The sequence below is a fragment of the Chloroflexus sp. MS-G genome (assembly GCF_000735195.1).
Lineage (GTDB): Bacteria > Chloroflexota > Chloroflexia > Chloroflexales > Chloroflexaceae > Chloroflexus.
This window is the reverse complement of the sequence record NZ_JPIM01000044.1, coordinates 1-25,715: the sequence shown is the minus strand read 5'-3', so window position 1 is coordinate 25,715 and position 25,715 is coordinate 1. Positions and strand designations below refer to the sequence as shown.

Annotated in this window: 23 protein-coding genes; 15 read left to right on the top strand and 8 right to left on the bottom strand. The window is 54.4% G+C overall.

All coding sequences use genetic code 11. From position 1 onward, the window contains the following. Window positions 1-373: 373 nt before the first annotated feature. Together JE47_RS0109870 and JE47_RS0109865 are read right to left on the bottom strand one after the other, a co-directional pair. Window positions 374-586 (bottom strand): hypothetical protein, encoded by a 213-nt coding sequence (locus JE47_RS0109870; protein WP_012257628.1) that lies wholly within the window; start codon window positions 584-586, stop codon window positions 374-376. 51 nt (window positions 587-637) lie between these two features. Then, on the bottom strand, window positions 638-859 hold the full coding sequence (locus JE47_RS0109865; RefSeq protein WP_031459594.1) for a hypothetical protein: 222 nt from the start codon (window positions 857-859) through the stop codon (window positions 638-640). A gap of 472 nt (window positions 860-1,331) precedes the next feature. Here JE47_RS0109865 and JE47_RS0109860 point away from each other — a divergent pair, with 472 nt between their 5' ends. Beyond that, window positions 1,332-2,264, top strand: coding sequence for an AEC family transporter (locus JE47_RS0109860; RefSeq protein WP_031459593.1), 933 nt, complete (start codon window positions 1,332-1,334; stop codon window positions 2,262-2,264). A gap of 2 nt (window positions 2,265-2,266) precedes the next feature. Further along, on the top strand, window positions 2,267-3,865 hold the full coding sequence (locus tag JE47_RS0109855; protein WP_035419292.1) for an amidohydrolase: 1,599 nt from the start codon (window positions 2,267-2,269) through the stop codon (window positions 3,863-3,865). A 147-nt stretch (window positions 3,866-4,012) separates the two neighbouring features. On the opposite strand, the gene JE47_RS0109850 is transcribed toward JE47_RS0109855, so the two are convergent. The 3 genes from JE47_RS0109850 to JE47_RS0109840 all read right to left on the bottom strand — a co-directional run bounded on the left by JE47_RS0109850 (window position 4,013) and on the right by JE47_RS0109840 (window position 8,844). Beyond that, window positions 4,013-5,710, bottom strand: a complete 1,698-nt coding sequence (locus tag JE47_RS0109850; RefSeq protein WP_031459591.1) for a potassium channel family protein — start codon at window positions 5,708-5,710, stop codon at window positions 4,013-4,015. A gap of 9 nt (window positions 5,711-5,719) precedes the next feature. Then, window positions 5,720-6,745: an anthranilate phosphoribosyltransferase gene (trpD, locus tag JE47_RS0109845; protein WP_031459590.1), complete on the bottom strand. Its 1,026-nt coding sequence runs from the start codon at window positions 6,743-6,745 to the stop codon at window positions 5,720-5,722. 311 nt (window positions 6,746-7,056) lie between these two features. Beyond that, the gene (locus tag JE47_RS0109840) at window positions 7,057-8,844 is read right to left on the bottom strand and encodes a SulP family inorganic anion transporter (RefSeq protein WP_035419289.1); all 1,788 of its coding nucleotides are present in this window, start codon (window positions 8,842-8,844) and stop codon (window positions 7,057-7,059) included. 743 nt (window positions 8,845-9,587) lie between these two features. Between JE47_RS0109840 and JE47_RS0109825 the strand changes: the two genes are divergently transcribed. Continuing rightward, a complete protein-coding gene (locus JE47_RS0109825; protein WP_031459588.1) occupies window positions 9,588-9,911 on the top strand; it encodes an ArsR/SmtB family transcription factor in 324 nt (107 codons plus the stop codon). Window positions 9,912-10,362: 451 nt separating this feature from the next. On the opposite strand, the gene JE47_RS0109820 is transcribed toward JE47_RS0109825, so the two are convergent. Next, complete coding sequence (locus JE47_RS0109820) at window positions 10,363-12,816, bottom strand: vitamin B12-dependent ribonucleotide reductase (RefSeq protein WP_031459587.1); 2,454 nt, start codon at window positions 12,814-12,816, stop codon at window positions 10,363-10,365. A 454-nt stretch (window positions 12,817-13,270) separates the two neighbouring features. Here JE47_RS0109820 and JE47_RS0109815 point away from each other — a divergent pair, with 454 nt between their 5' ends. The 7 genes from JE47_RS0109815 (at window position 13,271) to JE47_RS0109785 (ending at window position 19,230) form a co-directional block, all read left to right on the top strand. Then, window positions 13,271-14,335 (top strand): M42 family metallopeptidase, encoded by a 1,065-nt coding sequence (locus JE47_RS0109815; protein ID WP_031459586.1) that lies wholly within the window; start codon window positions 13,271-13,273, stop codon window positions 14,333-14,335. Window positions 14,336-14,457: 122 nt separating this feature from the next. Continuing rightward, window positions 14,458-15,744 carry a Glu/Leu/Phe/Val family dehydrogenase gene (locus JE47_RS0109810; protein ID WP_031459585.1) on the top strand — a complete coding sequence of 429 codons (1,287 nt, stop codon included), beginning with the start codon at window positions 14,458-14,460 and terminating at the stop codon, window positions 15,742-15,744. A gap of 11 nt (window positions 15,745-15,755) precedes the next feature. Beyond that, complete coding sequence (locus JE47_RS0109805; protein WP_031459584.1) at window positions 15,756-15,974, top strand: hypothetical protein; 219 nt, start codon at window positions 15,756-15,758, stop codon at window positions 15,972-15,974. Between the two features lie 429 nt (window positions 15,975-16,403). Then, the gene (locus tag JE47_RS0109800) at window positions 16,404-17,111 is read left to right on the top strand and encodes a zinc metallopeptidase (protein WP_031459583.1); all 708 of its coding nucleotides are present in this window, start codon (window positions 16,404-16,406) and stop codon (window positions 17,109-17,111) included. A gap of 4 nt (window positions 17,112-17,115) precedes the next feature. Continuing rightward, window positions 17,116-17,256, top strand: coding sequence for a hypothetical protein (locus JE47_RS21590; RefSeq protein WP_012257572.1), 141 nt, complete (start codon window positions 17,116-17,118; stop codon window positions 17,254-17,256). A gap of 253 nt (window positions 17,257-17,509) precedes the next feature. Beyond that, complete coding sequence (gene udk, locus JE47_RS0109790; RefSeq protein ID WP_031459582.1) at window positions 17,510-18,139, top strand: uridine kinase; 630 nt, start codon at window positions 17,510-17,512, stop codon at window positions 18,137-18,139. A gap of 173 nt (window positions 18,140-18,312) precedes the next feature. Beyond that, entirely contained in the window at window positions 18,313-19,230 is a 918-nt protein-coding gene (locus JE47_RS0109785; protein WP_031459581.1) for a phosphatidylglycerol lysyltransferase domain-containing protein, read from the top strand. Here JE47_RS0109785 and JE47_RS0109780 read toward each other — a convergent pair. Continuing rightward, window positions 19,169-19,735, bottom strand: coding sequence for a dual specificity protein phosphatase family protein (locus tag JE47_RS0109780; protein ID WP_031459580.1), 567 nt, complete (start codon window positions 19,733-19,735; stop codon window positions 19,169-19,171). The two genes, JE47_RS0109785 and JE47_RS0109780, sit on opposite strands and share 62 nt — an antisense overlap. A gap of 54 nt (window positions 19,736-19,789) precedes the next feature. Between JE47_RS0109780 and JE47_RS0109775 the strand changes: the two genes are divergently transcribed. Both JE47_RS0109775 and JE47_RS0109770 read left to right on the top strand, forming a co-directional pair. Continuing rightward, a complete protein-coding gene (locus tag JE47_RS0109775; RefSeq protein ID WP_031459579.1) occupies window positions 19,790-20,674 on the top strand; it encodes a GNAT family N-acetyltransferase in 885 nt (294 codons plus the stop codon). Window positions 20,675-20,686: 12 nt separating this feature from the next. Beyond that, entirely contained in the window at window positions 20,687-21,232 is a 546-nt protein-coding gene (locus JE47_RS0109770; protein WP_031459578.1) for an SH3 domain-containing protein, read from the top strand. Window positions 21,233-21,235: 3 nt separating this feature from the next. Here the strand turns inward: JE47_RS0109770 and JE47_RS0109765 are convergent, their stop codons facing one another. Beyond that, entirely contained in the window at window positions 21,236-22,366 is a 1,131-nt protein-coding gene (locus tag JE47_RS0109765; RefSeq protein ID WP_031459577.1) for a glycosyltransferase family 4 protein, read from the bottom strand. Window positions 22,367-22,477: 111 nt separating this feature from the next. Here JE47_RS0109765 and JE47_RS0109760 point away from each other — a divergent pair, with 111 nt between their 5' ends. From JE47_RS0109760 to JE47_RS0109750, 3 genes are all read left to right on the top strand, one after another. After that, on the top strand, window positions 22,478-22,915 hold the full coding sequence (locus JE47_RS0109760; RefSeq protein ID WP_031459576.1) for a MarR family winged helix-turn-helix transcriptional regulator: 438 nt from the start codon (window positions 22,478-22,480) through the stop codon (window positions 22,913-22,915). 252 nt (window positions 22,916-23,167) lie between these two features. Continuing rightward, complete coding sequence (locus tag JE47_RS0109755; RefSeq protein WP_031459575.1) at window positions 23,168-25,096, top strand: ABC transporter ATP-binding protein; 1,929 nt, start codon at window positions 23,168-23,170, stop codon at window positions 25,094-25,096. Continuing rightward, on the top strand, window positions 25,093-25,715 hold a 623-nt coding region (locus tag JE47_RS0109750; protein ID WP_031459574.1), incomplete at its 3' end, for an ABC transporter transmembrane domain-containing protein. The genes JE47_RS0109755 and JE47_RS0109750, both read left to right, overlap by 4 nt.

Below are 25,715 nucleotides of genomic sequence, written 5' to 3'. Positions count from 1 at the left end.
ACTGCTAGTATCCCTCTTCCTTGCTCGTGAAGATGGAGCCAGGGCTTTTCAACGTTCTTTACGTGCGTTTAGGAACAAGCGGGAGGGGCGGGTTCCACACTCGCCCCAATAACGTATTTTAGAGACGGATGCGGGTTCTGCCATGGCCACCGCAGACGCGGGTCAGAGGCCCGCGATCTCGGGTAAGGGGAACATTACTCAGACACTCTCTGAGCGCGGTGAACAGCACAAGCCTCATACTCTATGCACGCGACGACGCGAAAGTCGCCGAATGTCTTTGGAACAGCCCATTCCCTCGGCAAGGAGACGCAACGAACCCGCGACACCTATCATTCCTGGATTAACAACGGTAAAAACTGAAACACCTGCCGAACTATCGCAACTCAGGTAATTCAATCGGGTCTTCACGCGGTTCACACAGGCCGCAAAAGAGCGCACGGGCAGTGACGATAGCTTTATGACCACCTTTGCGGTCTGCAAAGAGCGCCACAATATGGGGCATCTCTTGCGCGTGATCGCGACAAATAGCCCGCCCACAAAAGATACAGGTGCCGTGAGCGGGACGATTGCAGTGCCAGCAGTTCATCGTTGACTCCACTGTTGAGGGGATGCGTCTGATAACGCATCCCCGTCACGATTAGCGCAAAACCAGCGGTACCCACAATCGCGGTGCACTGATTGAAACTGGTGCTTCGAGTAATTGCGTTTCAATAGTGACCGAACTACTGACAATCTCGACCGTATTCGTTAGGCTGCCAGTCACCTGGCCTGGATTCACCGTCACTCGGAAGAGTAAGGTGCGCTGACCAGGTGTACTGCCGCTCTGGGCGGGTACGGTGAGATTATTCCATGTTAACACAGTCCGGCCACCACTGCTACCGATTTGTGGTGCTGACAGGTCTGTTCAACCTTCTCATCCGACCCGACAGCAGTGATGAGAGGCATGGCGAGTTTCCGAGCCTATCCGCAGCTCGTGCAGCGGTGCGCAGCTTCCCGTGCCAATCCGGTGATCCACGGTCAACCCCCGTCCTCTCGCCGATAATCCATCGTTGTCTCTGGAGAGGTGGATTCTCAACCTCCGCACGGCATGCTTTCGAGAGGGACACACATTCCATCACTACTCCCCCAGAGCGCGGGCCGCTAACCTACACTCCCAGGGGAAACCGCACAGATCGGGGATCGCCGTTAGCACGTGTATAAGGTTTGTTAGTCTGCGCCATCTAGGGCCGAGAATGTTGAAGACCTCCTGGATATTCGCCCTACCTGTTCAAGTGCAAACCGAATCTATGCTATGATATTTGACTTGTAAAGTATTGCTAGCCGGAGTGTTCATGGTCACGGTTTTAATCGAAGTTCTCTTGCCGATTGCGGTGGTAGCAAGTGCAGGATTCGCACTACGGCGCGCCTTTCCGCTTGATCTGATGACACTCAACCGGCTGATGATTTACGGTCTTAGCCCGGCGCTCATCTTTGTCGCCCTGGTGCGCGCCGATTTGAGTGGCCCGGATGCCGGACGCATGCTCTTCTTCGCGGTGGGAGTGTTGGGGTTGATGGCGTTAACCGTCTGGATCAGTGCACTGGGGCTGGGGTTACGCGGAAAGGACGTGACGGCGTTGTTGCTGACCAGTATGTTTATGAATTCGGGCAATTATGGTCTGCCAGCCTCACGTTTTGCTTTTGGGGAAACCGGTTTTACATTAGGGGTGTTCTACTTTATCATGCAATCGATCATGGCTCAAACGTTAGGTGTGGGAGTGGCAGCAGCGGGTGCGGCAGAAGGAGGCCGACAGGCATGGCAATCAATCTGTTACCGCCTGATCCGTATGCCACAAATCTATGCTGTGACCGGTGCACTGGCTTTACGGAGTGTGGGGTTCCAGCCGGCAACAGCGACAGGGCTTGTTCACAGTCTGTTTGAGGGCGTAGCGCTCTTGAGTGAAGCGGCGTTGCCGGTCATGCTCCTCATTCTTGGCGTACAACTGGGTGCCGGAGCACCTCTTGTTCGACCAGGAATGGTGGCAATTGCCACGACAATCCGGTTGGTAATATCACCGATCTTGGCTTTCGGTCTGGCCCGTCTGCTCGGTATGGAGGGAGTTGCACTCGGGGTTGGGGTGATGATGGCCGGTATGCCAACAGCAGTGAATACCACAATCCTGGCGATTGAGTTTGATACTCGGCCACAACTGGTGGTCAGTACCGTCGTGGTGTCGTCGTTTGCCAGTCTGATAACACTGAGCGTATTACTTAGCCTGGTACGATAGGTATGATTGTTCTACGCAACATTATGCTGCCCGGTCAGGGAAGTCCTCAGGCCCTGCTCATTCAGGGTGATCGTATTACCTGGATCGGTTCTGATCAGGATGCTTCACGATGGCAACCGCCGAACGCGCAGATCATCGATGGCGCCGGGATGCTGGCGCTTCCCGGATTCAACGACTGTCACTTTCATTTGCAGAACGGTGCTCGGGTGCTGAACGTTCTGCGGTTGGAGCAGGCCAACAGTATTGCTGATGTCCAGCACCTTCTGGCCCGATATGCTGCTGCCAACCCGCATCTCCCATGGCTGATCGGACGTGGCTGGCGCTATCGCCTGTTCGCTGCCGGTCAGTCACCGACCCGTCACATGCTCGATGCCGTCGTTGCCGACCGACCGGTACTGTTAACGGCGTTTGATGGTCGTACGGCCTGGGTCAATACCAGAGCATTGCAGATAGCCGGTATCCTGATCGGCACAGACACCGGTAATCCCTGTAGTACGGTCGTGATCGGAGATGATGGTCTAGCCAGCGGTGAACTGCGTGAAGCACCGGCGATAGACCTGGTGCGACGCTGTATTCCACCACCAACTGAAGCCGAAATTCGGTCGTCGTTGTTGCATGCGCTCCGCGAATTAGCCGCACTTGGCTTGACTGGCGTGCACAACATGGATGGTGATGAAGTGCAGCGGATGCGCTATCGCGAGTTGGCGGCTGATGGACTGTTGACGCTCCGTATTCGGTTACCACTGTCGATAACACCAGGAACTGCCCCACAACGGATTACCGAGTGGGCAATTGATGCCCGACAACATCAACATCCGTTGGTGCAGACCGATGCGGTAAAGCTGTTCGTTGATGGTGTGGTTGAAGCGAAAACGGCTCTGATGCTGGCACCGTATGCTGATGACAGCAGCGATTGTGGCGCTGCGGTCTACGATCCAAGCGAATTCGCTAACCTGATAACCCATGCCGATGCTGCTGGTCTCCAGGTTTGTGTCCATGCAATTGGTGATGGCGGTGTGCGCCAGACACTCGATGCCTTTACGCACGCTCGCCACATCAACGGTCATCGCGATTCACGGCACCGGATTGAACATGCCGAAATTGTTGATCCGGCTGATCTCCCGCGTTTTGCACAACTGCGTGTCATTGCCTCTGTGCAGCCGTTGCACGTCGAGTTCGGCATGGATCAGCACAATCCGTGGTGGCGCTTAGTCGGAACACAGCGCCATCGTTATGGCTTTCCCTGGCGTGATCTCTTGCAGGCCGGAGCCAAAATGGCGTTGGGAAGTGATTGGCCGGTTGCCGATCCAGATCCGTTGCGAGGGATACAGGCGGCTTGTACGAGAGGAAAACTCGATTTCAGCCCGCCCGATAGTCCTTTTCCCGATCAGCGTCTCACGGTTACTGAGGCGTTGGCCGGTTATACGACCTGGGCAGCGTATGCCGGTTATCGTGAACACGAACTGGGGCGGCTAGCTCCCGGTTATCTCGCCGACCTGATCCTCCTGGATCGCGATATTACTACACTTCCGCCCGACCAGATTGCTACAGCAAGGGTTATGTTAACAATGGTGGGAGGACGAGTCGTTTTTACGCGCTGATCGTCATCGCTCATTCCAAACAAGGTTCGATAAGAGACCGTTAAGATGCGGGCCAGAGGCCCGCGCACCCAGGGAACGCGCAAGTACCCTTCGCCCAATGGACTTTCAGAGACACTCTCTGCCCACTACGGCATATCTGAGCTGACGTTATATCAAAAATGTCAGCAACTCAACCTCATCATCGTGCTCGATCACCATATCATCTGATGGCAACCACTGAAAATGATCACCACGTCGCAGGCTCAACGGTAACTGACCCGCAGCACGGAGTTCGGCAACTGTTTGCCCGACCCGCCGGTCGGTAATAACCTGACGGCGCACAACCAGTAACTGATCACCGACGTCAAAGGCCGCTTCAACATCGGGGAGCAGAGCGGCGGCAACCAGGCTGGGGGCGGCCAGAGCTGAGGTGCTGAAAGCAGTACGAATGCCAAACAAGTCGGCCAGGCGGTCTGCCAGCACATCGCTAAACACGCGCAGCACCAGGTGAACATCAGGATACATACTGCGTACAGTTAACCCGATCTGTAAATTGAGCAGATCATCACTATAGAGAGCGGCCAGTGCCGTTGCCTGTTCAATACCGGCTTCACGGAGGATGGTAGGATCACGAGCATCACCGCGCAAGACCCGTATTCCCTGCGCCGTCAAGGCTTCCACATAGCGCGGCGGAGTCTCTACCGTACAAATCACGCTCAGCGACGGTCGTGGCTCGTAGCGGTTGAGTAACCGCACCACCTGCGTACCCACCTTTCCCAGACCACAAACTATCAGGCTGGCATCGCTGCGCTTGGGACGTGGTTGATTAGCCCACTGTACCGCCTCAAGTGCCGGTAATGGGCCAACCAGAGCAATCTCTTCACTAGGCAAGATAGGCAGGTTCGCATGAGGCCCAGGGATGCGACGCACACCAAAACGAGCCTCTAGATCGGCGACCGATCCGATAAGTGGGCTATCGTTACTTACGGTAACGAAGGCGATGCCCAATAATCCGGCAGGTAAATCAAGCACATAGCGGACCTGAGAACTCAATAGCGCGGCAGCAAACGTTGGTGCGGCCAACGCTGCCGGACTGAATGCCGAATTACGACCAAAGGATCGCTCAATGCGAGCATCAAGGGCGCGACTAAAGATACGCTGGACGGTTGGTAATTCAGGACGGATACGGCGGGCTGCCAGAGCAATCTCCAGATTTTTCAAATCGTCGTCAATGGTCGCAATCAAACCCTGAGCACGACGCAAGCCCGCCCGAGTCAGAACAACCGGATCACGGGCGTCACCCTGCACAACCGGTACGCCCAACTGATACAGGGTTGGCAAAAACTCACAGTTAGGATTAAGCTCAATCGCCACAACCTCGCGCCGACAATCGAGCAGTTGGAGCACGGCACGATAGCCAACTCGCCCCAAACCACACACAATCATATGACCACGGTACGTAGCGGCCAACGCCTCTTGCCAGCGTTCGGGGCGCGACCGTTTATCGACCAGCAAGCGTCCAACATCAACCGCGCTCTGCAACAAAAAGAATAGTCCAAGCAAGGGTATCAGGAAGAAGAGGACACGGCCAATGCGATCGGGGGGTAACTCAAGATCAGTCTGAAAAATCAGCAGTTTCAGCGTTTCAAAGAGCGCAACTGCAATATCGGGACGACAGTTGCAGAGAGGTGGCAAGTAAAACCATTGCAAATAGAGCGCACCACTGGCCAGCACGAGTAGTAACGCCGTTACCGGGAACCACGCTTCACGGAGAATGCGTAGGTCGTCGAGCAGGTTAGCGACAAGTAGACGCCAGAAAGCGAACCGTCGTCGCCGTAATCGAGAAAGACGAATATCCTGGGCCATGCTTGCGTATTACGCTACATCACCGCGACTAACAGCGATCATCCGGTTGAGTCGTTCTAAAGCGCGTCCACTATCGATACTGTGACGGGCCATTGCCACACCAGTTTTCAAATCAGGAGCCAGATCGCCAGCTACCATCGCCGCAGCCGCGTTTAATAGCACGACATCACGCCGCGGTCCCTGGTCTTCACCGCTCAGGATGGCACGAATGATGGCAACATTGTAGGCAACATCACCACCGCGCAGTGCATCCTGCGGTGCACGGGCCAAACCAACATCTTCTGGAGTTACGATCATCTGACGCGGAGTTTGACCGGCCCGTACTTCAAAGATCAGGTTGGGGCCTGACAGCGTCAATTCATCGACTCCGCCGTCACCGTGTACAACCAGAGCATGAATCGTCTCCAGCCGACTAAGTGCATACGCCAGTTTTTCAGCTAACGCAGCGCTAGCAACACCCAACACCTGATAGCGAGCGCGAGCCGGATTGGTTAACGGGCCGAGGATATTAAACACAGTACGAATCCCTATCTCACGGCGAACCGGCCCGGCAAAGCGCATTGCCGGATGAAACTTCGGAGCGAACATAAAACCAATCCCGGCTTCGCGCAAACAGCGCGCCACCCCCTCGGCATCGAGTTCGATCTGTACTCCCAGACCTTCCAGCACGTCAGCGCTGCCACATACGCTTGACATAGCCCGATTACCGTGCTTTGCCACGGTTAAGCCCGCACCGGCCGCAACAAACGCTGCTGTCGTACTGATATTGAACGTGTGCGCGCCATCGCCGCCGGTTCCACAGGTATCGATCACCGGACCATCGAAATAGACGTGAGTTGCCTTTTCGCGCATCACGGCAGCCATCCCGGCAATTTCGGCGTCCGTCTCACCTTTCATATGTAAGGCAGTCAGAAACGCACCGATCTGCGCCGGTGTTGCAGCCCCACTCATAATCTCTTCCATCACGCTGGCCGCTTCTGCCTGAGTTAAATCGCGTCGTGCAACTACGGTGGCTATCGCCTCGCGAATGTTCATGCTCCACTCCTTAAACGCTCCTCGTTACACTGCGGTTGTATTGTAGCGATCAGGAGGGTTATGGTCAATCGGAAGTGAGAAGGAGAGAGGAGGTCCGGACACTGCTACCCCCTTCTGCTCTTCGTGTGAGAGCGGAAGGGGGGTTGGGTAGAAGGTGAGGGGCACCAGCTTACACGTGGTCGCGTCCCCTCTCTCATCACCGCTAGCAGGTAGGTTGAAAAATCCTTCCTTGTTTTCCTCCCCATCTGGAAATCAGACGCGACGGATGGGTTTTCACTCCTACATGTACCGATGCGTGATGATTGACCTAGCTATGAGGAAATTTTAGACGACGATTCGGTTGGGAGTGATGAAAGGTTATTCAGTTGCGGTACGAGACGTTGACGAGCCATCTGCAAGACCTGACAACTCTCACCATGGTTATGGCAGCGTGGACAACTGGCGACTAGACGTTTCTCGTGCAACTCAATAATCGCATGGGCTGAACTCCAGTAAATATTCCGTGCACCGACCAGATCAAATAAACCGGTACGTTTGAACATATCAAGTACAGCCGGTTGTAAAGCGGTAAAGATGACCTCACCACCACGGGCATGGTGTTCTTCAACAATTTGATGGAGCGCCTGAATACCCATCGCATCAACCAGTGGTACACCGCGCATACTGATGATAATCGTGTGATAATCACCGGCAGTTTCAAAAGCTTCAAGTACAGTCGTCACACTTCCGAAAAAAACTGGACCGGTAAGGTAGTAGACATGGATGCTCGGACAAGTGGCAGTAATGGGTGAACCCTGTACCTGTAACTGTTGCGGATTGATCGGAGAACTGGTGACCGTCGTACTGGTTGCCGATTGCCGCAGATAAATAACTGCCGAAATCGCAACCCCGATGAGAATTGCTTGCGTGAGATCGAGTGCCGCAGTTGCCACCATCGTAATGAAAAAACCAATCAGAGCGTGGCGAAGACGGGCATTCACGAAAAAGTGAATCGTCTCCCATTCATTCATCCGCCAGGCTGTGACCAGTAATACCCCACCAAGCGCAGCCAGAGGTACGTAGCGAATGATCGGCCCCAATACCAGTGCACTGAGGAGCAGTAACAATGCATGGACAATACTGGTGAGACGTGTAACCGCCCCACTCTTGATTGCAACACTGGTCCGAGCAATGGCAGCAGTCGCTGGCACTCCACCGAAAAACGGGATCAGCAGATTGCCAATACCCTGGGCCACCAGCTCTTGGTTGCTATCGAACGGCTTCCCACTCATCGTCGAGCCAACTGCACCACACAGGAGACTTTCGATCGCACCGAGGGCGGCAATTGAAACAGCCGGCGCAAGGAGGTCGTTCAAATGATCCCAAGGGATTTTATCCCACGTTAGCCGATTCTCTAGCAGGATGGTACGCGGAATATCGCCAATAATGGGAACATTCCATCCCAATACAACACTTACAATCGTTGCCACAATGATTCCAATCAGTGAAGCTGGTACCGCCTTACTCACCCGTGGCAACAGAATCATCACTACAATCACGATTCCGGCAATCACCAGTGTCCGCCAATCGGGCATAAGCGGATGGGTGAAATAGTGGAGGAGTTTTTCCAGCGCATTCTCGGCTGCTGGGGTTCTGATCCCCAACACATTATCAAGTTGACCAATCGCGATAATCAGCGCAATCCCACTGGTAAAACCGGCAATGACTGGTGAGGGAATGAAAGAGATATACCGGCCAAGCCGAAAGATACCGAGCAAGATCAGCATGAGACCGGCAAGGAGCGTAGCCACCCACACTGCCTCCAGACCATAGCGTGCGGAAATGGCAATCAAGATAGCCGACATCGCACCGGTGGGGCCACTGATCTGATAGGCCGCACCACCGAGTCCGCCAATAATAAGACCCGCAATAATTGCAGTCACCAAACCCGCAGGGGCATCAGCCCCTGAAGCAACACCGAATGCTAAAGCCAGCGGTAAGGCCACGGCACCGGTGGTTAAGCCGGCCAATACGTCAGAGCGGAAATGATAGACCGAGTAACCGGCAAATTCACGCTCTAGCAGGGAAATGAGAGGAAAACGGCGAGAAGCGAGTTTCATGTTTGCCCCTTTGATGAATATATGATAATATTCTAATATTATCGAAATTCTATCACGCTCACTATTCTCTGTCAAGGTACTGGGTAGCGATGGTTGTTCAACAGTTCACCCGACCTGGGAGAGATGTGTTGAGGGAGAAGGGCGAGAAGGGCGAGAAAAGCGAAACATGCCCAGAAGCCGGCGCCGGGGGACACCCCTGCCGACCGACCGTTTACCACTACTCTACGCAAACTTCAAGGAGATGGTGCGATGAAGGAGGCTACAGCAGCCCCCCTCACCTTTCCCCAAGCCCCTGCCGCTCCCACCAGCGGAGCGGCAGGGGAGTGTGAAGCACCTGCGCCGGGGGATACCCTCACTGGCCGTTCACCACTGCTCTACACGAACCCCAAGGAGATGGTGCGATGAAGGAGGCTATCCCCCGCTCCCAATCCGCTTTCCTCTTTTCTCGCTTCTCGCGTCAATGCACGGCAGGAGCGGCAAGGAAAACACGTTCTTCACAAGCAGGAAGATGGCTTGCTTCTGAGGCAGGCTCATCCGCCATGGCTGCTCCCACAGGGGCAGGCCAACGGCCCGAATCGCCGGTGCAAACGCTCGGATCGGGAGCATTATGCGAGGGTAAACAACGTTGACCGGAAAACCTAACCAAAACCTGAAAACCCCTTGTCGCGCTTAAAGGGTTATTGCTGTTTATCATACATTGTTGTATAATCTATACGAATATTAGAATATTAAAAGATACTTTTATGCCACTTCATCGCTTTAAAGCCGAATTCTTCAAAGCCCTCGCTCATCCTACCCGCCTGGCCATTCTCGATCAATTGCGGGCGGGTGAACGCAGTGTGCAAGAATTACAACAGGCACTCGCCATCGAACAGTCTAACGTGTCACAACAACTGGCTGTTCTGCGCAACAAAAACATCGTCGATTCGCGTAAAGAAGGCACAACCGTATACTACCGGGTTCGCGACCCGATGATCTTTCAGTTGCTCGATGTGGCACGTATTATCTTCAACAATCATCTTATCGACACACAAGAGATGCTGGCAACGTTGAATGAAGAGCAGTAGGGCTTTCAACATGTTTTCACCCGCCCCAGTAGAGAGATAAAGCGACTCCTCAGCTATCCGCATTGCGTGTAGAGATACCCAACCTTCCATACCAGCAGTGGCCGAAGCACAAAACTGCCGTTTCCTCGCCGATGATGCAATCTGAGAGGGGCAGGTTCCCAAGCTGCCCGCTGTAATGCCGCATCCCTAATAACGTTCTGTCACCATACAGGAGGGGCAGGTTCCACGCCCCTACCCCCCACCTATGAAGGTCATAGTGTGCTCATGCACTACACGCCGATTTTCGGCTATTGACCACCCGACGCGGACCGGTGACCCGCGATCTCAGGACAACTGTATGATTCAGAGGCATCCTGAAGCGTTGGATGACGCTCATTATTCACGTGCCCTGATACGGGCCAGGTAGTATGCAGGCAAATGTGAGAACCTTCAGCACGCTATGACAGCGACGCTAGCATTCACTATACCCGCAGGCATGACACTTCCGACATCCTTCCTCGTTGAACATCGCCGCATTCTGACATTCGGGGCAGATCTCAGCAGCCTCTGACGAAGCGTGATGGAGGTCAGCGTGCAGAGAGTTGACCGCCTGCGATGGCGTCGGTTCGCTTACTCTCACCGTATCGTCTGGTGTCGTTTCACCGTTACCGGTATTATCGTCGTAGCCATGACCATTGCCATTCCCGTTGCCATTCTTCACATAGTGATCGAGCAAGACCTTCCCGATAGCATCGGGAACGGAACGGACCCGATCAGGACCGAACCCTGCCGAACGTGAACCACCGATACCGCGAAGCTGCTCGGCGATGAGCTTCACCGGTACACCACAGCGTAACGCCAGCGAAATCAACCGTCCAATAGCCTCGGTAAACGCAGTGACATCACTCCCGGCGCGCCCGATAATTGCAAACACTTCAAATGGCTTCCCATCTAACTCGGTGACAAACAGACGGAGCTTGCCAAGCGGAGTAACGACCGGGTATGAGTGACTGGGAAGACCCTCTGCCGGTACCGGTCGCGGTGTAATCTCTGCCGGTAGTGGAGCAGGCGCCTGCACTGTACTGGTGCTCTTTGCGGTCGAACCGGTCGACAGAACCTGATTTGCACGTGATCCATCGCGATAGACGGTAATCCCTTTACATCCAAGCCGAAACGCCAATTCGTAGGCTTCGCGCACCTGATCGGGGGTCGCTTCGTGGGGGAAGTTGATCGTCTTCGAGATCGCACTATCGGTATACTCCTGGAAGGCAGCCTGCATCCGCACATGCCATTCCGGTGCAATATCGTGGGCAGTGACCCACACCCGCTGCACATGGGCCGGGACTTCAGGGTGATGAATGTGGCCGGTATCGGCAATCCGCTCCATCAGTTCCGGGCTGTACCAGCCCTCACGTTTCGCCTGAGCGACAAAATCTTGATTGATATCGAGCATCCGGGTATCGGCCTGATACCGCCAAAAGGCGATGGCAAAGAGTGGCTCGATCCCAGACGAGCACCCTGCAATGATACTGATCGTCCCGGTCGGGGCAACGGTGGTCACATTACAATTCCGCAGCAGTCGTTGCGGACGAATCCGCGACCCATCAGGACGGCGGGCACAGGTCGCATCAGGACCCCAGATGCTATACTCCCATTCCGGGAACGGGCCACGCTCACGGGCCAACTGCTCGGAAGCGACCTTGCTCTCTTCGTCGATGAAGTGCATCACCTTCCGCGCCAGATCGATTGCTTCGTGCGAATTGTACGGAATCTCCAACCGCACTAGCATATCGGCCCATCCCATCACCCCGAGCCCGATGCGCCGGATGCGCTGGCTCAGTTGGGTGATCTGTTCGAGCGGATAGTGGTTGGCATCGATCACATTATCGAGAAAGCGCGTGCTTTCGTGAACTACCTCACGCAGATGATTCCAATCAATCGTTCGTTCTGGAGTGACAAATTTGCCCAGATTGATCGAGCCAAGATTACAGACATCATACGCCAGGAGTGGCTGTTCCCCACAAGGATTGGTGGCCTCGTACTCGCCGAGGTGCGGAACCGGGTTGTACTCGTTGGCCCGGTCGATGAAGAACAGACCGGGTTCGCCGGTAGCATGGGCACACTGAACGATGAGATCGAAGACCATCCGGGCACGCAGGCGTGTTGGCTGACCGGGCGGAACCAGCACCTCACCGGTCAGGGGATGTTTCAGGCCATCGCGTGACGCAATATGCACCGTACTGGTGCGAGGATTGATGAGATCATACGTTTCATCGCGCTCAACAGCGCGCATAAACGCATCGGTAACGGCAACAGAAATGTTGAAATTCGTGATTTTTGTGGTATCGAGTTTGCAGGTAATGAACTCAAGAATATCGGGATGATCGCAGCGCAAGATCCCCATATTCGCGCCACGGCGGGTTCCACCTTGTTTGATGGCCTCGGTCGAGTGGTTGTAGACATCCATAAAACTGACCGGACCACTGGCAACGCCCATTGTACTGCGCACCACATCATTGCGCGGACGCAGGCGCGAGAAGCTAAAGCCCGTGCCACCGCCGCTCTGATGGATCAGAGCCTGATGCTTCAGAGTCTCGTAAATGCTGGTCAGATTGTCGTCAATTGGCAACACGAAGCATGCACTGAGCTGACCTAGTGGCCGCCCGGCATTCATCAGAGTTGGGCTGTTGGGTTCAAAATAGCCCTGGGTCATCAGATGGTAAAATCGCTCGGCTCGCTCTTCAACCTGTTCTGATGATGCACCGTAGCGAGCATCAACGGCAGCGATCGTCTCGGCTACCCGCCAGAACATCGCTTCGGGCGTTTCAATGACGTCGCCATGCTCGTTCTTGAGTAGATAGCGCTTCTGAAGGACGGTTCGGGCAATGTCGGTCAGATTGGCAGGGGCAAGCTCGTGTTTCATCATGGATTGAAAGCTCCTCATGCTACATGGACGGTTGATGCGCTAAGAGTGTTGTAAATAATTTTTAACCGACAAGGTTCACGACGACAAGGCGCAGGAAAGAAAAACTACTATATTTAGTGCCTACGATGATTGATAGAGCGCATATTTTGAACTCCCTCGCGCTCGGCTAGTGTAGCACAGTAACTGACATCGTGTCAAGTGGAAGAAAAATGGTTTACAATAACAAAACCACCAAGCCGCGATATGTCCGTTGTAGGTGGTACGTCGGTGCGTCATGCCATACGTTCGACGCGATACAGGTAAGACGCCCGCATTCCCAAACGCATTCAACATGAGTCGGTGCTCACCGCAATCATGGTTTATGCTCTAAGTCACAATTTGATCAAAGCCATCACGTTTTGCTATGATGTGTTGGCTGGTCAAACTGTGATATGCGCACCGAACAAAGTATGTTATGGAAACCACACAACTCTCATTTCTGAAACGACTCCTCGCTACCCCCGGCCCATCGGGCGATGAAGACCGGGCTGCACGAGTCTGGCGCAGTGAAGCACGAACATTTGCCGATCAGGTGTACAGTGATGTACTGGGAAACAGCTTTGCCGTGCTGGAAGGTAGTGGCCCACGGATTCTGCTGGCAGGTCATATCGATGAGATCGGGATCATGATCAGTCACATCGACGATCAGGGCTTTCTCTTCTTCAGCCCGATTGGCGGATGGGACCCCCAGGTACTGGTTGGTCAACGAGTGCGCTTATTGGGTCGGCACGGCGAAGTTATTGGGGTCATTGGCAAGAAGCCAATCCATCTGTTACAAGCCGATGAACGTCAGCAGGCTACAAAGATTGAACAGATGTGGATCGATATCGGTGTATCGAGCAAGAGTGAAGCGAGTGAATTGGTACAGGTTGGCGACGTAGGGGTCATCGATGCTCCGGTGTATGAGTTGCCGGGCGGTCGGATTGTGAGTCGCTCGATAGATAACCGGATCGGTGCCTTTACAGTGCTTGAGGCTCTGCGCTCGTTAAGCCAAAACCGGCCCAACGCCTGCATAGCCGCTGTTGCCACAACCCAGGAAGAGATTACCTTTGGCGGCGCTACCACCGCAGCCTTCAGCTTCGATCCCCAAGTAGCGATTGTGGTTGATGTAACCTTCGCAACGGATCATCCGAATGCCGATCAACGACAGTGGAATACCGTAAAACTGGGTGGCGGCCCGGTGTTATCGCGCGGTTCGGCAAACAGCGGTCGGGTATTTCGCCGTCTGGTCGATCTGGCTGAACGTGAATCGATCCCGTACAGTGTGCAGATTTCACCACGCCATACCGGTACTGATGCCGATGCTATTCATCATGTGCGTAGTGGGATTGCAAGTGCGGTGATCTCCATTCCAAACCGCTATATGCACTCACCCAACGAGATGATCGCTCTCAGCGATGTTGAACACGCCATTCGCCTGATTACAGCTTTTGCACATTCAGTATCCAGCGTGAACGAATTTATTCCATCCGATGAATAAAAATTATAACGCACATCTTTATTTGCCTATCACCCTGTGGTACAATACGGGCTGCCGCGCCACCGTTGTCGCGGACGGCCAATGGGGGCCGTTTTTTACTCATTGTTGAGGAGAAGAATGTCATGGTCATGACAGATGTAGAACGATCTGCTGCTGCACCTTTTGAGAGCGCCGATTTGTTGAGCATCGTGCAACAGCACTTTGATCAGGCGGCTGATCTGCTTGATCTTCCGGCAAGTCTGCGTGGTATCCTACGCATTCCACAACGTGAGCTGACGGTAAACTTTCCGGTGAAGCGTGACGACGGACGCATTGAAGTCTTTCAGGGCTTTCGTGTTCAGCACAATCTGGCTCGCGGTCCAACGAAGGGTGGTATTCGCTACCATCCGTCAGTTACCCTCGATGAAACCCGTGCCCTTGCTATGCTGATGACCTGGAAGTGTGCGTTAGCCGGCTTGCCTTACGGCGGCGCGAAGGGGGCAGTTATCGTTGACCCCAAACAGCTTTCGCCAGGCGAAATTGAGCGCCTGACCCGCCGTTTTGCAACTGAGATCAGTGTCGTTATCGGCCCCGAACGCGATATTCCTGCCCCTGACGTGGGAACCAATCCGCAGGTGATGGCCTGGATTATGGATACCATTTCGATGCATCAGGGCCATACCGTTCCGGCGGTTGTCACCGGCAAGCCAATCAATATCGGCGGGTCTGAAGGTCGACGCGAAGCTACCGGTCGAGGGTTGACATATGTGTTGACGGCGGCAGCCCATCATCTGGGGCTGAATATTTCGGATATGCGGCTGGCAATTCAGGGTTGTGGCAATGTTGGCTCGACCGTTGCCCGCGAAGCAGTAGCGTTGGGGATGAAGGTTGTAGCCCTGAGTGACAGTCGCGGCGGAGTCTACAATCCTCACGGCCTTGATGTTGAAGCAGTGTTGGCGCATAAAGCGTACACGGGGAGTGTTGTTGGCGCCGTGAACGCCGATACCCTGACCAACGAAGAATTGCTGGAAGTGGAATGCGAGGTCCTGGTTCCGGCAGCGTTGAGTGGGGTTATTACTGCTCATAATGCCTGGCGAATCAAGGCACATATCATCGCTGAAGCTGCGAATGGGCCTACAACCAGGGCTGCCGATGCGATTCTGTATGATCGTGGGTGCGTCGTGATCCCAGATATTCTCGCCAATGCCGGTGGAGTCACGGTCAGCTATTTTGAGTGGGTGCAGGGTCTACAAGAATTCTTTTGGAGCGAACGTGAAGTGAACGCGCAATTGCGTCGGGTTATGACAAATGCGTTGCAACAGGTTCTGCGCGTATCGGCTGAACGCCAGGTCGATCTACGCACGGCATCGTATATGCTGGCGGTGCAGCGGGTTGCCGATGCTGTAACGACGCGCGGTATTTATCCGTAAAGTGATGAGCTATGGACGATCTTGATACGATAATAAACGATCTCGTTCCCCACCGCACAAATGGCCGACGTTTCTTGTCAGGTTTGTTGCTAGGACTGGCCGGCGGTGCTGGTGCTGCTGCGCTCCTCCTCCCCCGCAGTGGTCCGGAGTTGCGGAGGTTGCTACGTGAGCGGGGAATGGTGCTCCGTGGTCTCATTCGGCAGGTACTGACCGGTGAGCATCATCTGTAGCCAGTTTCGATCTTGCTGATGTTCGGTCGTGTTTGATTCCGCCGGTGAATACCGTGCGCACGTTCACTGCGATCTGTGGCCTGCGCTGCTTGCCTGCAAGCGCAGGCCATCGACTCGCTTTCGGTGAGTAGTCGATGACCGCTAGCGCACGCCGTGGCGGAAGACGCCCGTTACCTTTCCCGCAGCTCTCTTTTTTTGCCCACAGGAAGCGGAAAACGACGGTTAAAACAGTAGTGTGAATCTCTGCCTCTCCGACGTATCCCTATTTCCTCCCTGGCTGATGGATGGGAAACGTTGCTGACTTCATGCTCGTTGGGCAAGCGATGAGTTTTTGCAAAAATCCAACATTCTATCAACGTTCCGTAATCATCTGTGAGTGGTATACTGTGCACAGAATAGAGTTTCATTCTTGCATACAAGGAGGCGTCTATGCCATTCTTCTTCGATCCAACCTACTTGCTGTTTGCGGTGCCGGCGATGCTTTTCGCCCTCTGGGCCCAATTTCAGGTTCAGTCAGCATTTAATAAATGGTCACAGGTCGCCAACATGCGGCGGCTGAACGGGTTCGATGTTGCCCGAGTGCTGATGCGCAACGAGGGCCTTGATCACGTTGGCGTAGAGACCATTCCCGGCATGTTAACCGACCACTACGATCCTGCGAGCAAGGTGATCCGGCTTTCGGAAGGGTCGTTACAGCCTTCAGTCGCCGCGATGGCTATTGTTGCGCACGAGCTTGGTCACGCCGCACAAGACAAAGAGGGCTACGCATGGCTGCGCGTGCGTTCGGGTATCGTTGGTTTTGCCAACATCGGTTCGCAACTCGGTACCTGGCTCTTCTTCATTGGGATGCTGCTAGGCGCAGCTGGTGGCCGTGGTTTCGGCTTTCAACTGGCAGTGGTCGGTGTGATACTATTTAGCGCGGCAGTTGCCTTTACCCTGGTCACGCTGCCAGTTGAGTTTAACGCCAGTGCCCGTGCACGCGAGATGCTGCAACGAGCCGGTCTTGTGACGGTGCAAGAGGCTGAAGGTGTTAATGCGGTGCTTAATGCCGCAGCGTTGACGTATGTAGCCGCAGCAGCGCAGGCGATTGCGCAATTGCTCTACTTTGTGACCATTTTGATGCGACGGAGGGATTAATTCCATGACCGAAGAAGAGTTGCGGCGAAAGTTGGTCCACGGCTTGCTCAGCCTGGTGCTCAGCCTGGCAGCAGCCTGGCTGGCGACATACCTGACGAACAAGCTTCTTGGTGAGCCACCGAAGTCAGAGTCGCAAACCGTGTAATTCTACGACGGTGCACGGTGGAGTATCTGGCAGATTCACCGGCAACGGAACACATGTCTCCTTGCCGGTTTCCTTCGTTTTTAATGACCTGAAAAGGTGTTCCACCGCTGACGTTCGGTGCGCATATTTCTTCTGAAACATGCTCTCTACAACGTAGAGGACGGCTGATAGACCTCACTTCTTGTCAATTTCCTTTCCGCCTATGATGGGGGAAGGATACGCAACATATCTCAGGCTTATTCAGGATGGTGCTATGAACACATCTTCGATCATCATTGGCATTGCCGGTGGCAGCGCCAGTGGCAAGACGAGTGTTGCCCAAGCGATCTTGCAGCGGGTCGGCGCTGACCGTATTGCCCATATCGACCACGACCGCTACTACAAGGACCTGAGCCATTTACCGCTCGAAGAACGGGCCAAATTTAACTTCGATCATCCTGATGCGCTCGATAACGATCTGTTGGTCGCGCATCTCGATGCGCTCTGTGCCGGGCAGCCGGTTGATCTACCAACCTACGACTATACAACCTATGTTCGCTTACCGCAGACCGAACGGCTCGAACCGCGACCGGTTATTCTAGTAGAAGGGATTTTGATCTTCTATGAGCCGGTATTGCGACGACGCATGCAGATTAAGTTGTTTGTTGACACCGATGCCGATCTGCGTTTTATCAGACGGCTGCGGCGCGACATTGCTGAACGTGGGCGTTCGGTTGATTCAGTGATCGAACAATATCTGAACACCGTGCGTCCAATGCACCTCGAATTCGTTGAACCGACAAAGCGATACGCCGATGTCATTTTCCCTGGGGGTGGACGTAATCCGATCGCAATTGATATGGTCGTTGCGCGGATTGAAGCAGCACTCCAGGCGATGGCTTGACGTGATACACAACTGAGAGCAAACTACTAGTAGAGAGGTAGTTGTGCTCAACATAGTACCTCACCTGCTGTTAGCCAGTACGGCAGGTTCGACGCCCGGCCAACGCTGAATTGAAAGGGAAGGATGGCTATTTTCGCCGTCGTCCTGGTAACAGTCGCCTGGATCAATGGACTATGGAGGTCACTGCCCTGGCGAATATCGATGAATTACCGCTCAGTTGGACACGTACCCATCTGACCAGACCACGCTGGCAGGCGATCAAACTGCCGCTTTCAGGGCTGACCTGGCTGGCATACGCTACGCTTCCCGCAACCTTCACGCTAACGCACCTGCAACGTGAATACTTTGCCAACTCGGGTCTCCTCTTGCGCGGCTGCCCCTCTAGTGTAGCCAGTACGTTAGCTGCAGCAGGTTGGGAAACGATTCGGGTGGGGATTGAAGGGATTATTGATCTAACGAGTGACAGTCTCTCCCGTCGTTCGATCCGCAAAATGACACGGGCTGCACTCCGTTTTGGCAGCGTGATCGAAGTACCATGGAATCCCGCCGCAGTTGCTCGCCTACGCTGGCTGGCGCGGGAAGCACGTTACGGAGCGCGTCCACAACTGCGTTACCTTTTTCGCACTGTCTTTGAACCAGAAACCCGGCTGTTTGTATTTGTTGACACAGCCGATGAATGGCAGGGGGCACTCCTGCTGACGCAACCGACCCCGACAACTGCCGTTACCGAATTGATGTTGCGGCGAGTCACTGCTCCCTCTGGGATTATGGAAGCACTCTTTACCACCGCCGGGCAGCACCTTTACGCTGAAGGATGTCGGACATTCAGCCTCAATGAAGTACCTTTTTACCATCTTGAACAAGATTTACGTCCACTCGAACGGCTGGTCACACTGGTAGGACGCCAGATGACAGCGGTGTACAACGCTCATGGCCTCTACCGCTTCAAAGCCAAATTCGCCGACTTCTGGCGCCCTGTCTATCTCTGTGCGCGACCACGGCTCTCAATTCGCGCCCTTGTCGATCTCTTCACGGTATCGGGGTGTCTGGAACTGGCGGCCAGTGGCCTGTATCGCCGGAGAGCAGCGTAGGCAGACCAGACTGCCGACGTTGGAGCAGAAGCTGTTCGTATTCGTGCAATCGCTGTAACTGTCGTCGGTTGGGGCGGATAATGGGGCGTGCGAGGTGCAGCCTGGTCAACGCAGCACGAGAGCCGATACCGTAACGAGCCATGAGGTACGCCGCCGTCATCAGTGGTGCTCGTCCAACCCCGGCATGGCAATGGACGAAGACCGGTAACCTATCACTAATAGCCTGCGCGATAAAGTGCACGCCTTCGTCGAGTTGGTTCAGTGTTGGCGGATGGAAATCGGGCACCAACAGCCGTAAACTGCGCATGGGGAATGGTTCGACAAACGGATCGGCACGCTCGGCCTGGAGCGAGAGCACAGCCCGCACACCTAACTGATGGATCGCCGGCCACTGCCGGGCACTGAACTGACCGCCAACAAAGAGCATTGGGGTGACAGGCGAGATGTTAAGCCCGAAGAATCGTTGCCATTGGGTAGAAACGTAGTGCCGCAGTCGTCTCATCATAGGATTTCTCTGGTACAATACGACATTAGACTCTACAGGTATGGTAACACAGCTATGTGGCCATTTCGCAAACCGGTCGACCTCAACGCGACTACTACCCGTTCCAGCCAACCTGCCGATGTCACGGCAGTGAGTCATTTGTTTCGTGCTGCCGGTCGTCGCTTTCTGGCTACAAATGGCAGCGAACTGTACACCGCTGTCGAGGAAGGGCGGGCGACAGTACTACAATTTGGCGCTGACATCCTGGCAGTGGCTGTCTTGGGGAAGCCGTTCAATCACGTAACGTGGTTACGCGCTCTGGCCATCAACGAGCGAGTGCATCCTAAAGATGCCCTCAAACAGTTAGCGTCAGCACTCGACAACCTGGCTCGCGATCACGCGGTCACACATATCTACTATGCGGGTGATGAACAGTCCGATCAGTGGCTTCGTCCGCTCCTTACAGCGGCTGGCTACTATCATCAGACCGATGTCGTTGTTTATGAAAAGCGTGGCTGGGAAATACCGGCCAACGGTAATCCTGATGTGCAAGTTCGCCCTGCCCGTGCCGTTGATTTAGCTGAAGTGTTGCGACTCGATACGCGCTGTTTTGAACCACAATGGGTCAAAGACGAAGGTATCCTCGCGCCAGCAATTGCCGATGGTTCATTCTTTGTGATGGCTGAACTTAACGGACAGGTCGTAGGGTACAGTTACGCAACCAGCCATTTTGGCGGCAGGCTTGTGCATCTAGTGCGAATCGCCGTTGATCCAGAACAACGAGGACGTGGCATTGGTGTGCGGTTGCTGGCCGAGTTCGTAACCTATGCGGCAGAAACTGGCGCCGAGTTGCTCACTCTGAATACACAGGCGTACAACCATCATGCCCAGCGACTCTACCGCTGGTTCGGCTTTGTGCCGACCGGCGAGCGTCAGCCGGTGCTGTGTCGCTGGTTGTAGAGAGGGTGAACCGTGCCACCAAAAGTTGATCCGCGTGATTGGGAACGGCTGTTCAGCGGTCGCCGACGTCGCCGTGGGCCATTACGCACGCTCGTTACCGCGCTGGTTGGCGGCCTCTTGATCCTTGGCCTGATAAGTGCTGCCCCGTTTATCCTGCGTCAAATTGAAATCAGTCGTGAGGTTATGCGACCAACCCAGATCGCACTACAGACGCGCGAAGCGCGAGCGACAGCTCAGCGAACAGCTACCCAACAGTCCACACTGACACCGACCCCAATACCTTCCCCGACTGCAACGCCGCCGCCAATTATTGGTCGCGCACGGGTCATCAATGGCGGCAATATCCGCAGTGAACCACGCATCGCAGCAGAGACAGTCATCGGACAGGTCTGCGTTGGCGATCAGGTCGAGTTATTAGCCGAAGAGACGCTCGCCGGCAATAATCGCTGGTACCGGCTGCGCGTTGTCGCTACCGCCAACGATTGCGCACCGCAGCGGGTGAAGGCCGGGACGGAGGGATGGGTAAGTGCTACCCTGCTGAGCCAACCAGAGCCGTAATGACTATACTGTCGCCGCCACTCGCTCGTATACAGCCAGAGTTGCCTGGGCCGTTGCGCGCCACGAAAAGAGGGTCGCACGCTGTTGACCACGCTGACGGAGAAACTGGTACAGGGCAGGTGAACGTAGGACGCGCAAGATACCATCGGCAATTTCGTGCATGCTGTGCGGATCAACCGTGAGCGCCGCTTCGCCAACCACTTCTGGCAGACTGCCCGCATAGGCACAAACAACCGGTACACCACACGCCATTGCCTCAAGCGGTGGTAAGCCAAAACCCTCGTATGATGAAGGAAAGACAAAGAGCAGGGCGCCGCTGTAAAGTGCCGGTAGATCGTCATCACTCACATGAGAGAGCACTTTGACCCGCTCCTGCAAGCCGTACCCGGCAGCCATCACGGTCGGCAACGGGTAACGCGGATCGAACTTGCCGGCAACCACCAGGATAGTATCAGACAGTGAGGATGGCAATTCAGGCAACACGCGCTGCCAGGCCCGTAACAGACGGTCGACGTTTTTGTGTGGCTTATTTGAGCCAACGAACAACACATAATGGCGCGGGACACCGTACCGCCGTCGCATATCGGTAATGACATCAGGCGGCTGCGGAGTAAAGGCAGGAGCGGCAGCCAGCGGAGTAACAGCAATCCGCTCACGGGGGATGCGCAAATGGAAGGCCAGATCATCCCGTGAGACCGACGAGATCGTAATCAATTGACGAGCACTCCGGGCGGCAAGACGCAATGCCAGCCGGTAGAAACGTCGTCCGTTTGGACTGAGGGTCTGCGGATACCGTAACGGCAATAGATCATAGATCGTTACTACCGAAGGGCAAGGGAGCAGGTATGGTTTGACAAGGTAGGGTGAATGGAGAAGATCAAGGTGTAACCGACCGGCAAGGAACGGGAGTTCGAGTTGTTGCGTCAAGGCAAAGGGTGAACTACGTACCGAAACAATTTCGACATGCGCATCGGTCAACGTCGGTAGTGTTTGCCCGATATTGGTGAACACAAACAGCCGATGCTGACCGGTGAGACGGCTCAGTTCGGGTAAGAGTGATGTTATATAGCGACCAATACCGGGAAAGTGGTCGCTGGCATAGCGAGCATCAAAGCCGATACGAAGCGATTGCATTGTGTTTCCATTATAACTGGATCGGCGCATGACATATCTGAACCCGATTCTCATTTGACAAGTCCATCATTCTAGGCGTATCATACAATTAGTTTATCTAACTAACTGTCTATGCCCATGGACGATCCGACAATTCGCAATGCCCAACGCCTGATCAAGCTGCTCGATTGTATGCGGGCAAAACAGCCGCGCAGCTCTCTCTTTGATCAGCTCAGCGAGTGGGGCTTATCAATATCGCACTTACGACTGCTCAGTCTCCTCGCACCTGATCGGGAAGTGTCGATGCGCGAACTGGCAGAGGCGCTTAACGTCAAACCACCATCGCTCACGGCATTGACCCGACGGTTGGTACAAACCGGTCTGATCGAGCGGCGGCCACACCCTGATGATAACCGGATCATTCTCCTCTCGCTGAGCAGTCGTGGCCGACAACTACACCACGATCTCGAAACCGAGCGATTGGCCCGTATGACCAAACTGCTGGCCGGTTTAAGCCATGCCGAACAGCAGGTATTTCTCGATCTGCTTGAACGGGCCATGCAGACATAGCGGAAACGATGGGCATGAGAACAGTTAGCACGTTTCTGAACATTCACGTGCCGACGATTCGCTGGCAACGGCAGAGGAGACGGTGAGCACCGTTGGCTACCGACTGCGGCGGCCCGGTCAAACAACAGCCCAACGGGTTTGCCGCTCACCTCAGCACAGGGCTAGCGGATTTCGTTTGCAAGTACGAAGAGTTTGTTTCAGACACGATGGTAGATCGACGTACTGAGAACACATAGGAACAAAGAGTCACGTATGCAGGTTCAACAGGGAATGTCTCGCTCGCCAGGGCGTCGACCGACTTCTGGCGCCTTACTCCGCGCCATCCGCTACCTCGGTAACCAGCGGCGTACAGTACTGGTTGCTTACGGTTCGCTGGTTGTAGCCACGCTGGCGCAACTGGCCGTACCACAGTTGGTTCAGAACATGATCGATGCTGTGACACGCAGTGTTGTTGCGACGCGCATCTTAACCGAGGTGCCGGCAGCGTTTCAAGCGGCGGCAGCAGCACGGCTCGGTCTAACGATTGAGGAGTTACAGCGTAATGCGGCTCATGCGGAAGAAATTGTGATCAATGCAGCATTGCTCATTCTCGTATTTGCCGTCATGCGCGGAATCTTTTCGTTTTTACAGTCGTTCATGGCTGAGCGAACCTCGCATGGTCTAGCCTTTGATCTGCGGAATGCAATTTTCAGTAAGATTCAGCGCATGTCGTTCAGTTTCTACGACCGTAATCAGACCGGGCAACTCATGGTTCGCGCAACCGATGATGTCGAGCGCGTGCGGACATTTGTGGCGCAGGGATTAGTACTGGCTGCCCAATCGTTTCTCCTCTTAATCGGCGCGTTGATCGTGCTAGCCTTTACAAACTGGCAATTAACACTTGTTATTGTGCCATTATTACCGCTTGCTCTGGCAATCTTTTTTATTTTCGGTCGGATCAGCCAGCCTTTATTTTTGGAAGTACAGAATCGCCTTTCGCGTCTGAATACCATTTTGCAGGAAAATATTGCAGGTATGAAGGTTGTCAAGGCATTTGCCCGCGAATCTTACGAAGAGGAACGGTTTGATCGGGCAGCTACTGCGCTGATGGAGCAACAGATTCGGGTAAATCGCATTTTCGCCTTTCTGTTTCCGGTTATATTTCTGATAGCACAATTGGGACAGGTAGCGATCCTCTATTTCGGTGGTCAGCAAATCTTGAACGGTACGCTTGCGCTTGGCGAGTATCAGAAGTTCAGCCTCTACCTGGTATACGTCTTTTTCCCACTCGGTCAGCTCGGTTTCATTATTGCGCTGCTGGCTCAGGCTGGTGCCTCTGCCGAACGAATCTTTGAGGTGCTCGATGCCCGAAGTGAGATTGTCGAGCGACCAGACGCGATCACGTTGCCACCCATCCAGGGCCGAGTCGAATTTCGCAATGTCACCTTCCGCTATTTCAACAGCAGTGCCCCCGTCTTGCAGAACGTAAGTTTCGTTGTTGAGCCAGGACAAACCGTCGCCTTGCTGGGAGCAACCGGTAGTGGTAAAACCTCGATTATCAATCTCATTCCCCGCTTCTACGATGTAAGTGAGGGGGCGGTGTTGATCGATGGGTACGATGTCCGTGAGGTAACAATTGATAGTCTGCGGAGTCAGATCGGTATTGTGTTACAAGAGACCAATCTCTTTAGTGGTACGATCCGCGAGAATATTGCGTTTGGCCGCCCTGATGCCAGTGACGAAGAGATTATTGCTGCTGCAAAGGCTGCGGCAGCTCACGACTTCATCACGAGTTTTCCCGACGGTTATAACACACGGGTGGGTGAACGCGGAATGACCCTCTCTGGCGGGCAAAAACAGCGGATCGCGATTGCCCGTGCATTATTGCTGAATCCACGACTGCTCATTCTCGATGACAGCACGAGCAACGTTGATGTTGCAACTGAAGCGTTGATCCAACGTGCTCTTGACCGTTTGATGCGAGGACGCACTAGTTTCGTCATTGCACAGCGGATCAGTACGGTGCGGAATGCCGATTTGATCCTCGTGCTCGATAAAGGACGGTTGGTTGCCAGCGGCACGCATGCCGAGTTGATGGAACAAAGCCCGATCTACGCCGAAATCTATACGTCGCAGTTAGTCGAAGATGCACCATTACCATCACCAAATGGCCAGACTGGAGAAGGAGCAACAACGCTATGATGGGAGGACTTGGTGGCCCCGGTCGAATGCTCAACACCGAGGTACAGAAGCCGAAGAATGTGCTGGCAACTATTGCACGCTTCTGGACCTACTTTTATCCATACTGGCCTGCCATCGTACTGACGTTGATCACCATTACAGCCAGTGCTCAGTTGCAGGTCACCGCACCGGAATTGATCGGACAGGCAGTTGATTGTTATCTCTTCCCACGGGCCGATGCCTGTTGGTATACCACTATTGACCCGGCAGCCACAAATGCTGACCGACTAGGTGGGTTGACCGGCCTGATCGGGTTGTTGCTGGTTGTATTTATCGGTGGTGCACTGTTGCAGGGTGTAGCCTTCTTCAGTATGAACTGGGTTGGTCAACGCGCTTTGCGTCAGATCCGTGAAGATGTATTTGCCCATATTCATCGTCTTTCGCTCGGATATTTTGCCCGTAACGAAGCGGGTAATGTCATGAGCCGAATCACTAGCGATACCGATACGATACAGCAAGCGCTCAGTTTCGCACTGTTGAGTGTGGTCAACGGCATACTGCAAATTGGTCTCACCATCAATGCCATGGTGCAAAGCAATCTGCCGTATGCGCTCATCAGTCTGAGTGTCTTGCCATTGAT

Coding starts and splice junctions, on each gene's coding strand:
- JE47_RS0109870 (WP_012257628.1), bottom strand. CDS start 586: ATGAACTGCTGGCACTGCAATCGTCCCGCTCACGGCACCTGTATCTTT.
- JE47_RS0109860 (WP_031459593.1), top strand. CDS start 1,332: ATGGTCACGGTTTTAATCGAAGTTCTCTTGCCGATTGCGGTGGTAGCA.
- JE47_RS0109855 (WP_035419292.1), top strand. CDS start 2,267: ATGATTGTTCTACGCAACATTATGCTGCCCGGTCAGGGAAGTCCTCAG.
- JE47_RS0109850 (WP_031459591.1), bottom strand. CDS start 5,710: ATGGCCCAGGATATTCGTCTTTCTCGATTACGGCGACGACGGTTCGCT.
- trpD (WP_031459590.1), bottom strand. CDS start 6,745: ATGAACATTCGCGAGGCGATAGCCACCGTAGTTGCACGACGCGATTTA.
- JE47_RS0109840 (WP_035419289.1), bottom strand. CDS start 8,844: ATGAAACTCGCTTCTCGCCGTTTTCCTCTCATTTCCCTGCTAGAGCGT.
- JE47_RS0109825 (WP_031459588.1), top strand. CDS start 9,588: ATGCCACTTCATCGCTTTAAAGCCGAATTCTTCAAAGCCCTCGCTCAT.
- JE47_RS0109820 (WP_031459587.1), bottom strand. CDS start 12,816: ATGATGAAACACGAGCTTGCCCCTGCCAATCTGACCGACATTGCCCGA.
- JE47_RS0109815 (WP_031459586.1), top strand. CDS start 13,271: ATGGAAACCACACAACTCTCATTTCTGAAACGACTCCTCGCTACCCCC.
- JE47_RS0109810 (WP_031459585.1), top strand. CDS start 14,458: ATGGTCATGACAGATGTAGAACGATCTGCTGCTGCACCTTTTGAGAGC.
- JE47_RS0109805 (WP_031459584.1), top strand. CDS start 15,756: ATGGACGATCTTGATACGATAATAAACGATCTCGTTCCCCACCGCACA.
- JE47_RS0109800 (WP_031459583.1), top strand. CDS start 16,404: ATGCCATTCTTCTTCGATCCAACCTACTTGCTGTTTGCGGTGCCGGCG.
- JE47_RS21590 (WP_012257572.1), top strand. CDS start 17,116: ATGACCGAAGAAGAGTTGCGGCGAAAGTTGGTCCACGGCTTGCTCAGC.
- udk (WP_031459582.1), top strand. CDS start 17,510: ATGAACACATCTTCGATCATCATTGGCATTGCCGGTGGCAGCGCCAGT.
- JE47_RS0109785 (WP_031459581.1), top strand. CDS start 18,313: ATGGAGGTCACTGCCCTGGCGAATATCGATGAATTACCGCTCAGTTGG.
- JE47_RS0109780 (WP_031459580.1), bottom strand. CDS start 19,735: ATGATGAGACGACTGCGGCACTACGTTTCTACCCAATGGCAACGATTC.
- JE47_RS0109775 (WP_031459579.1), top strand. CDS start 19,790: ATGTGGCCATTTCGCAAACCGGTCGACCTCAACGCGACTACTACCCGT.
- JE47_RS0109765 (WP_031459577.1), bottom strand. CDS start 22,366: ATGCAATCGCTTCGTATCGGCTTTGATGCTCGCTATGCCAGCGACCAC.
- JE47_RS0109760 (WP_031459576.1), top strand. CDS start 22,478: ATGCCCATGGACGATCCGACAATTCGCAATGCCCAACGCCTGATCAAG.
- JE47_RS0109755 (WP_031459575.1), top strand. CDS start 23,168: ATGCAGGTTCAACAGGGAATGTCTCGCTCGCCAGGGCGTCGACCGACT.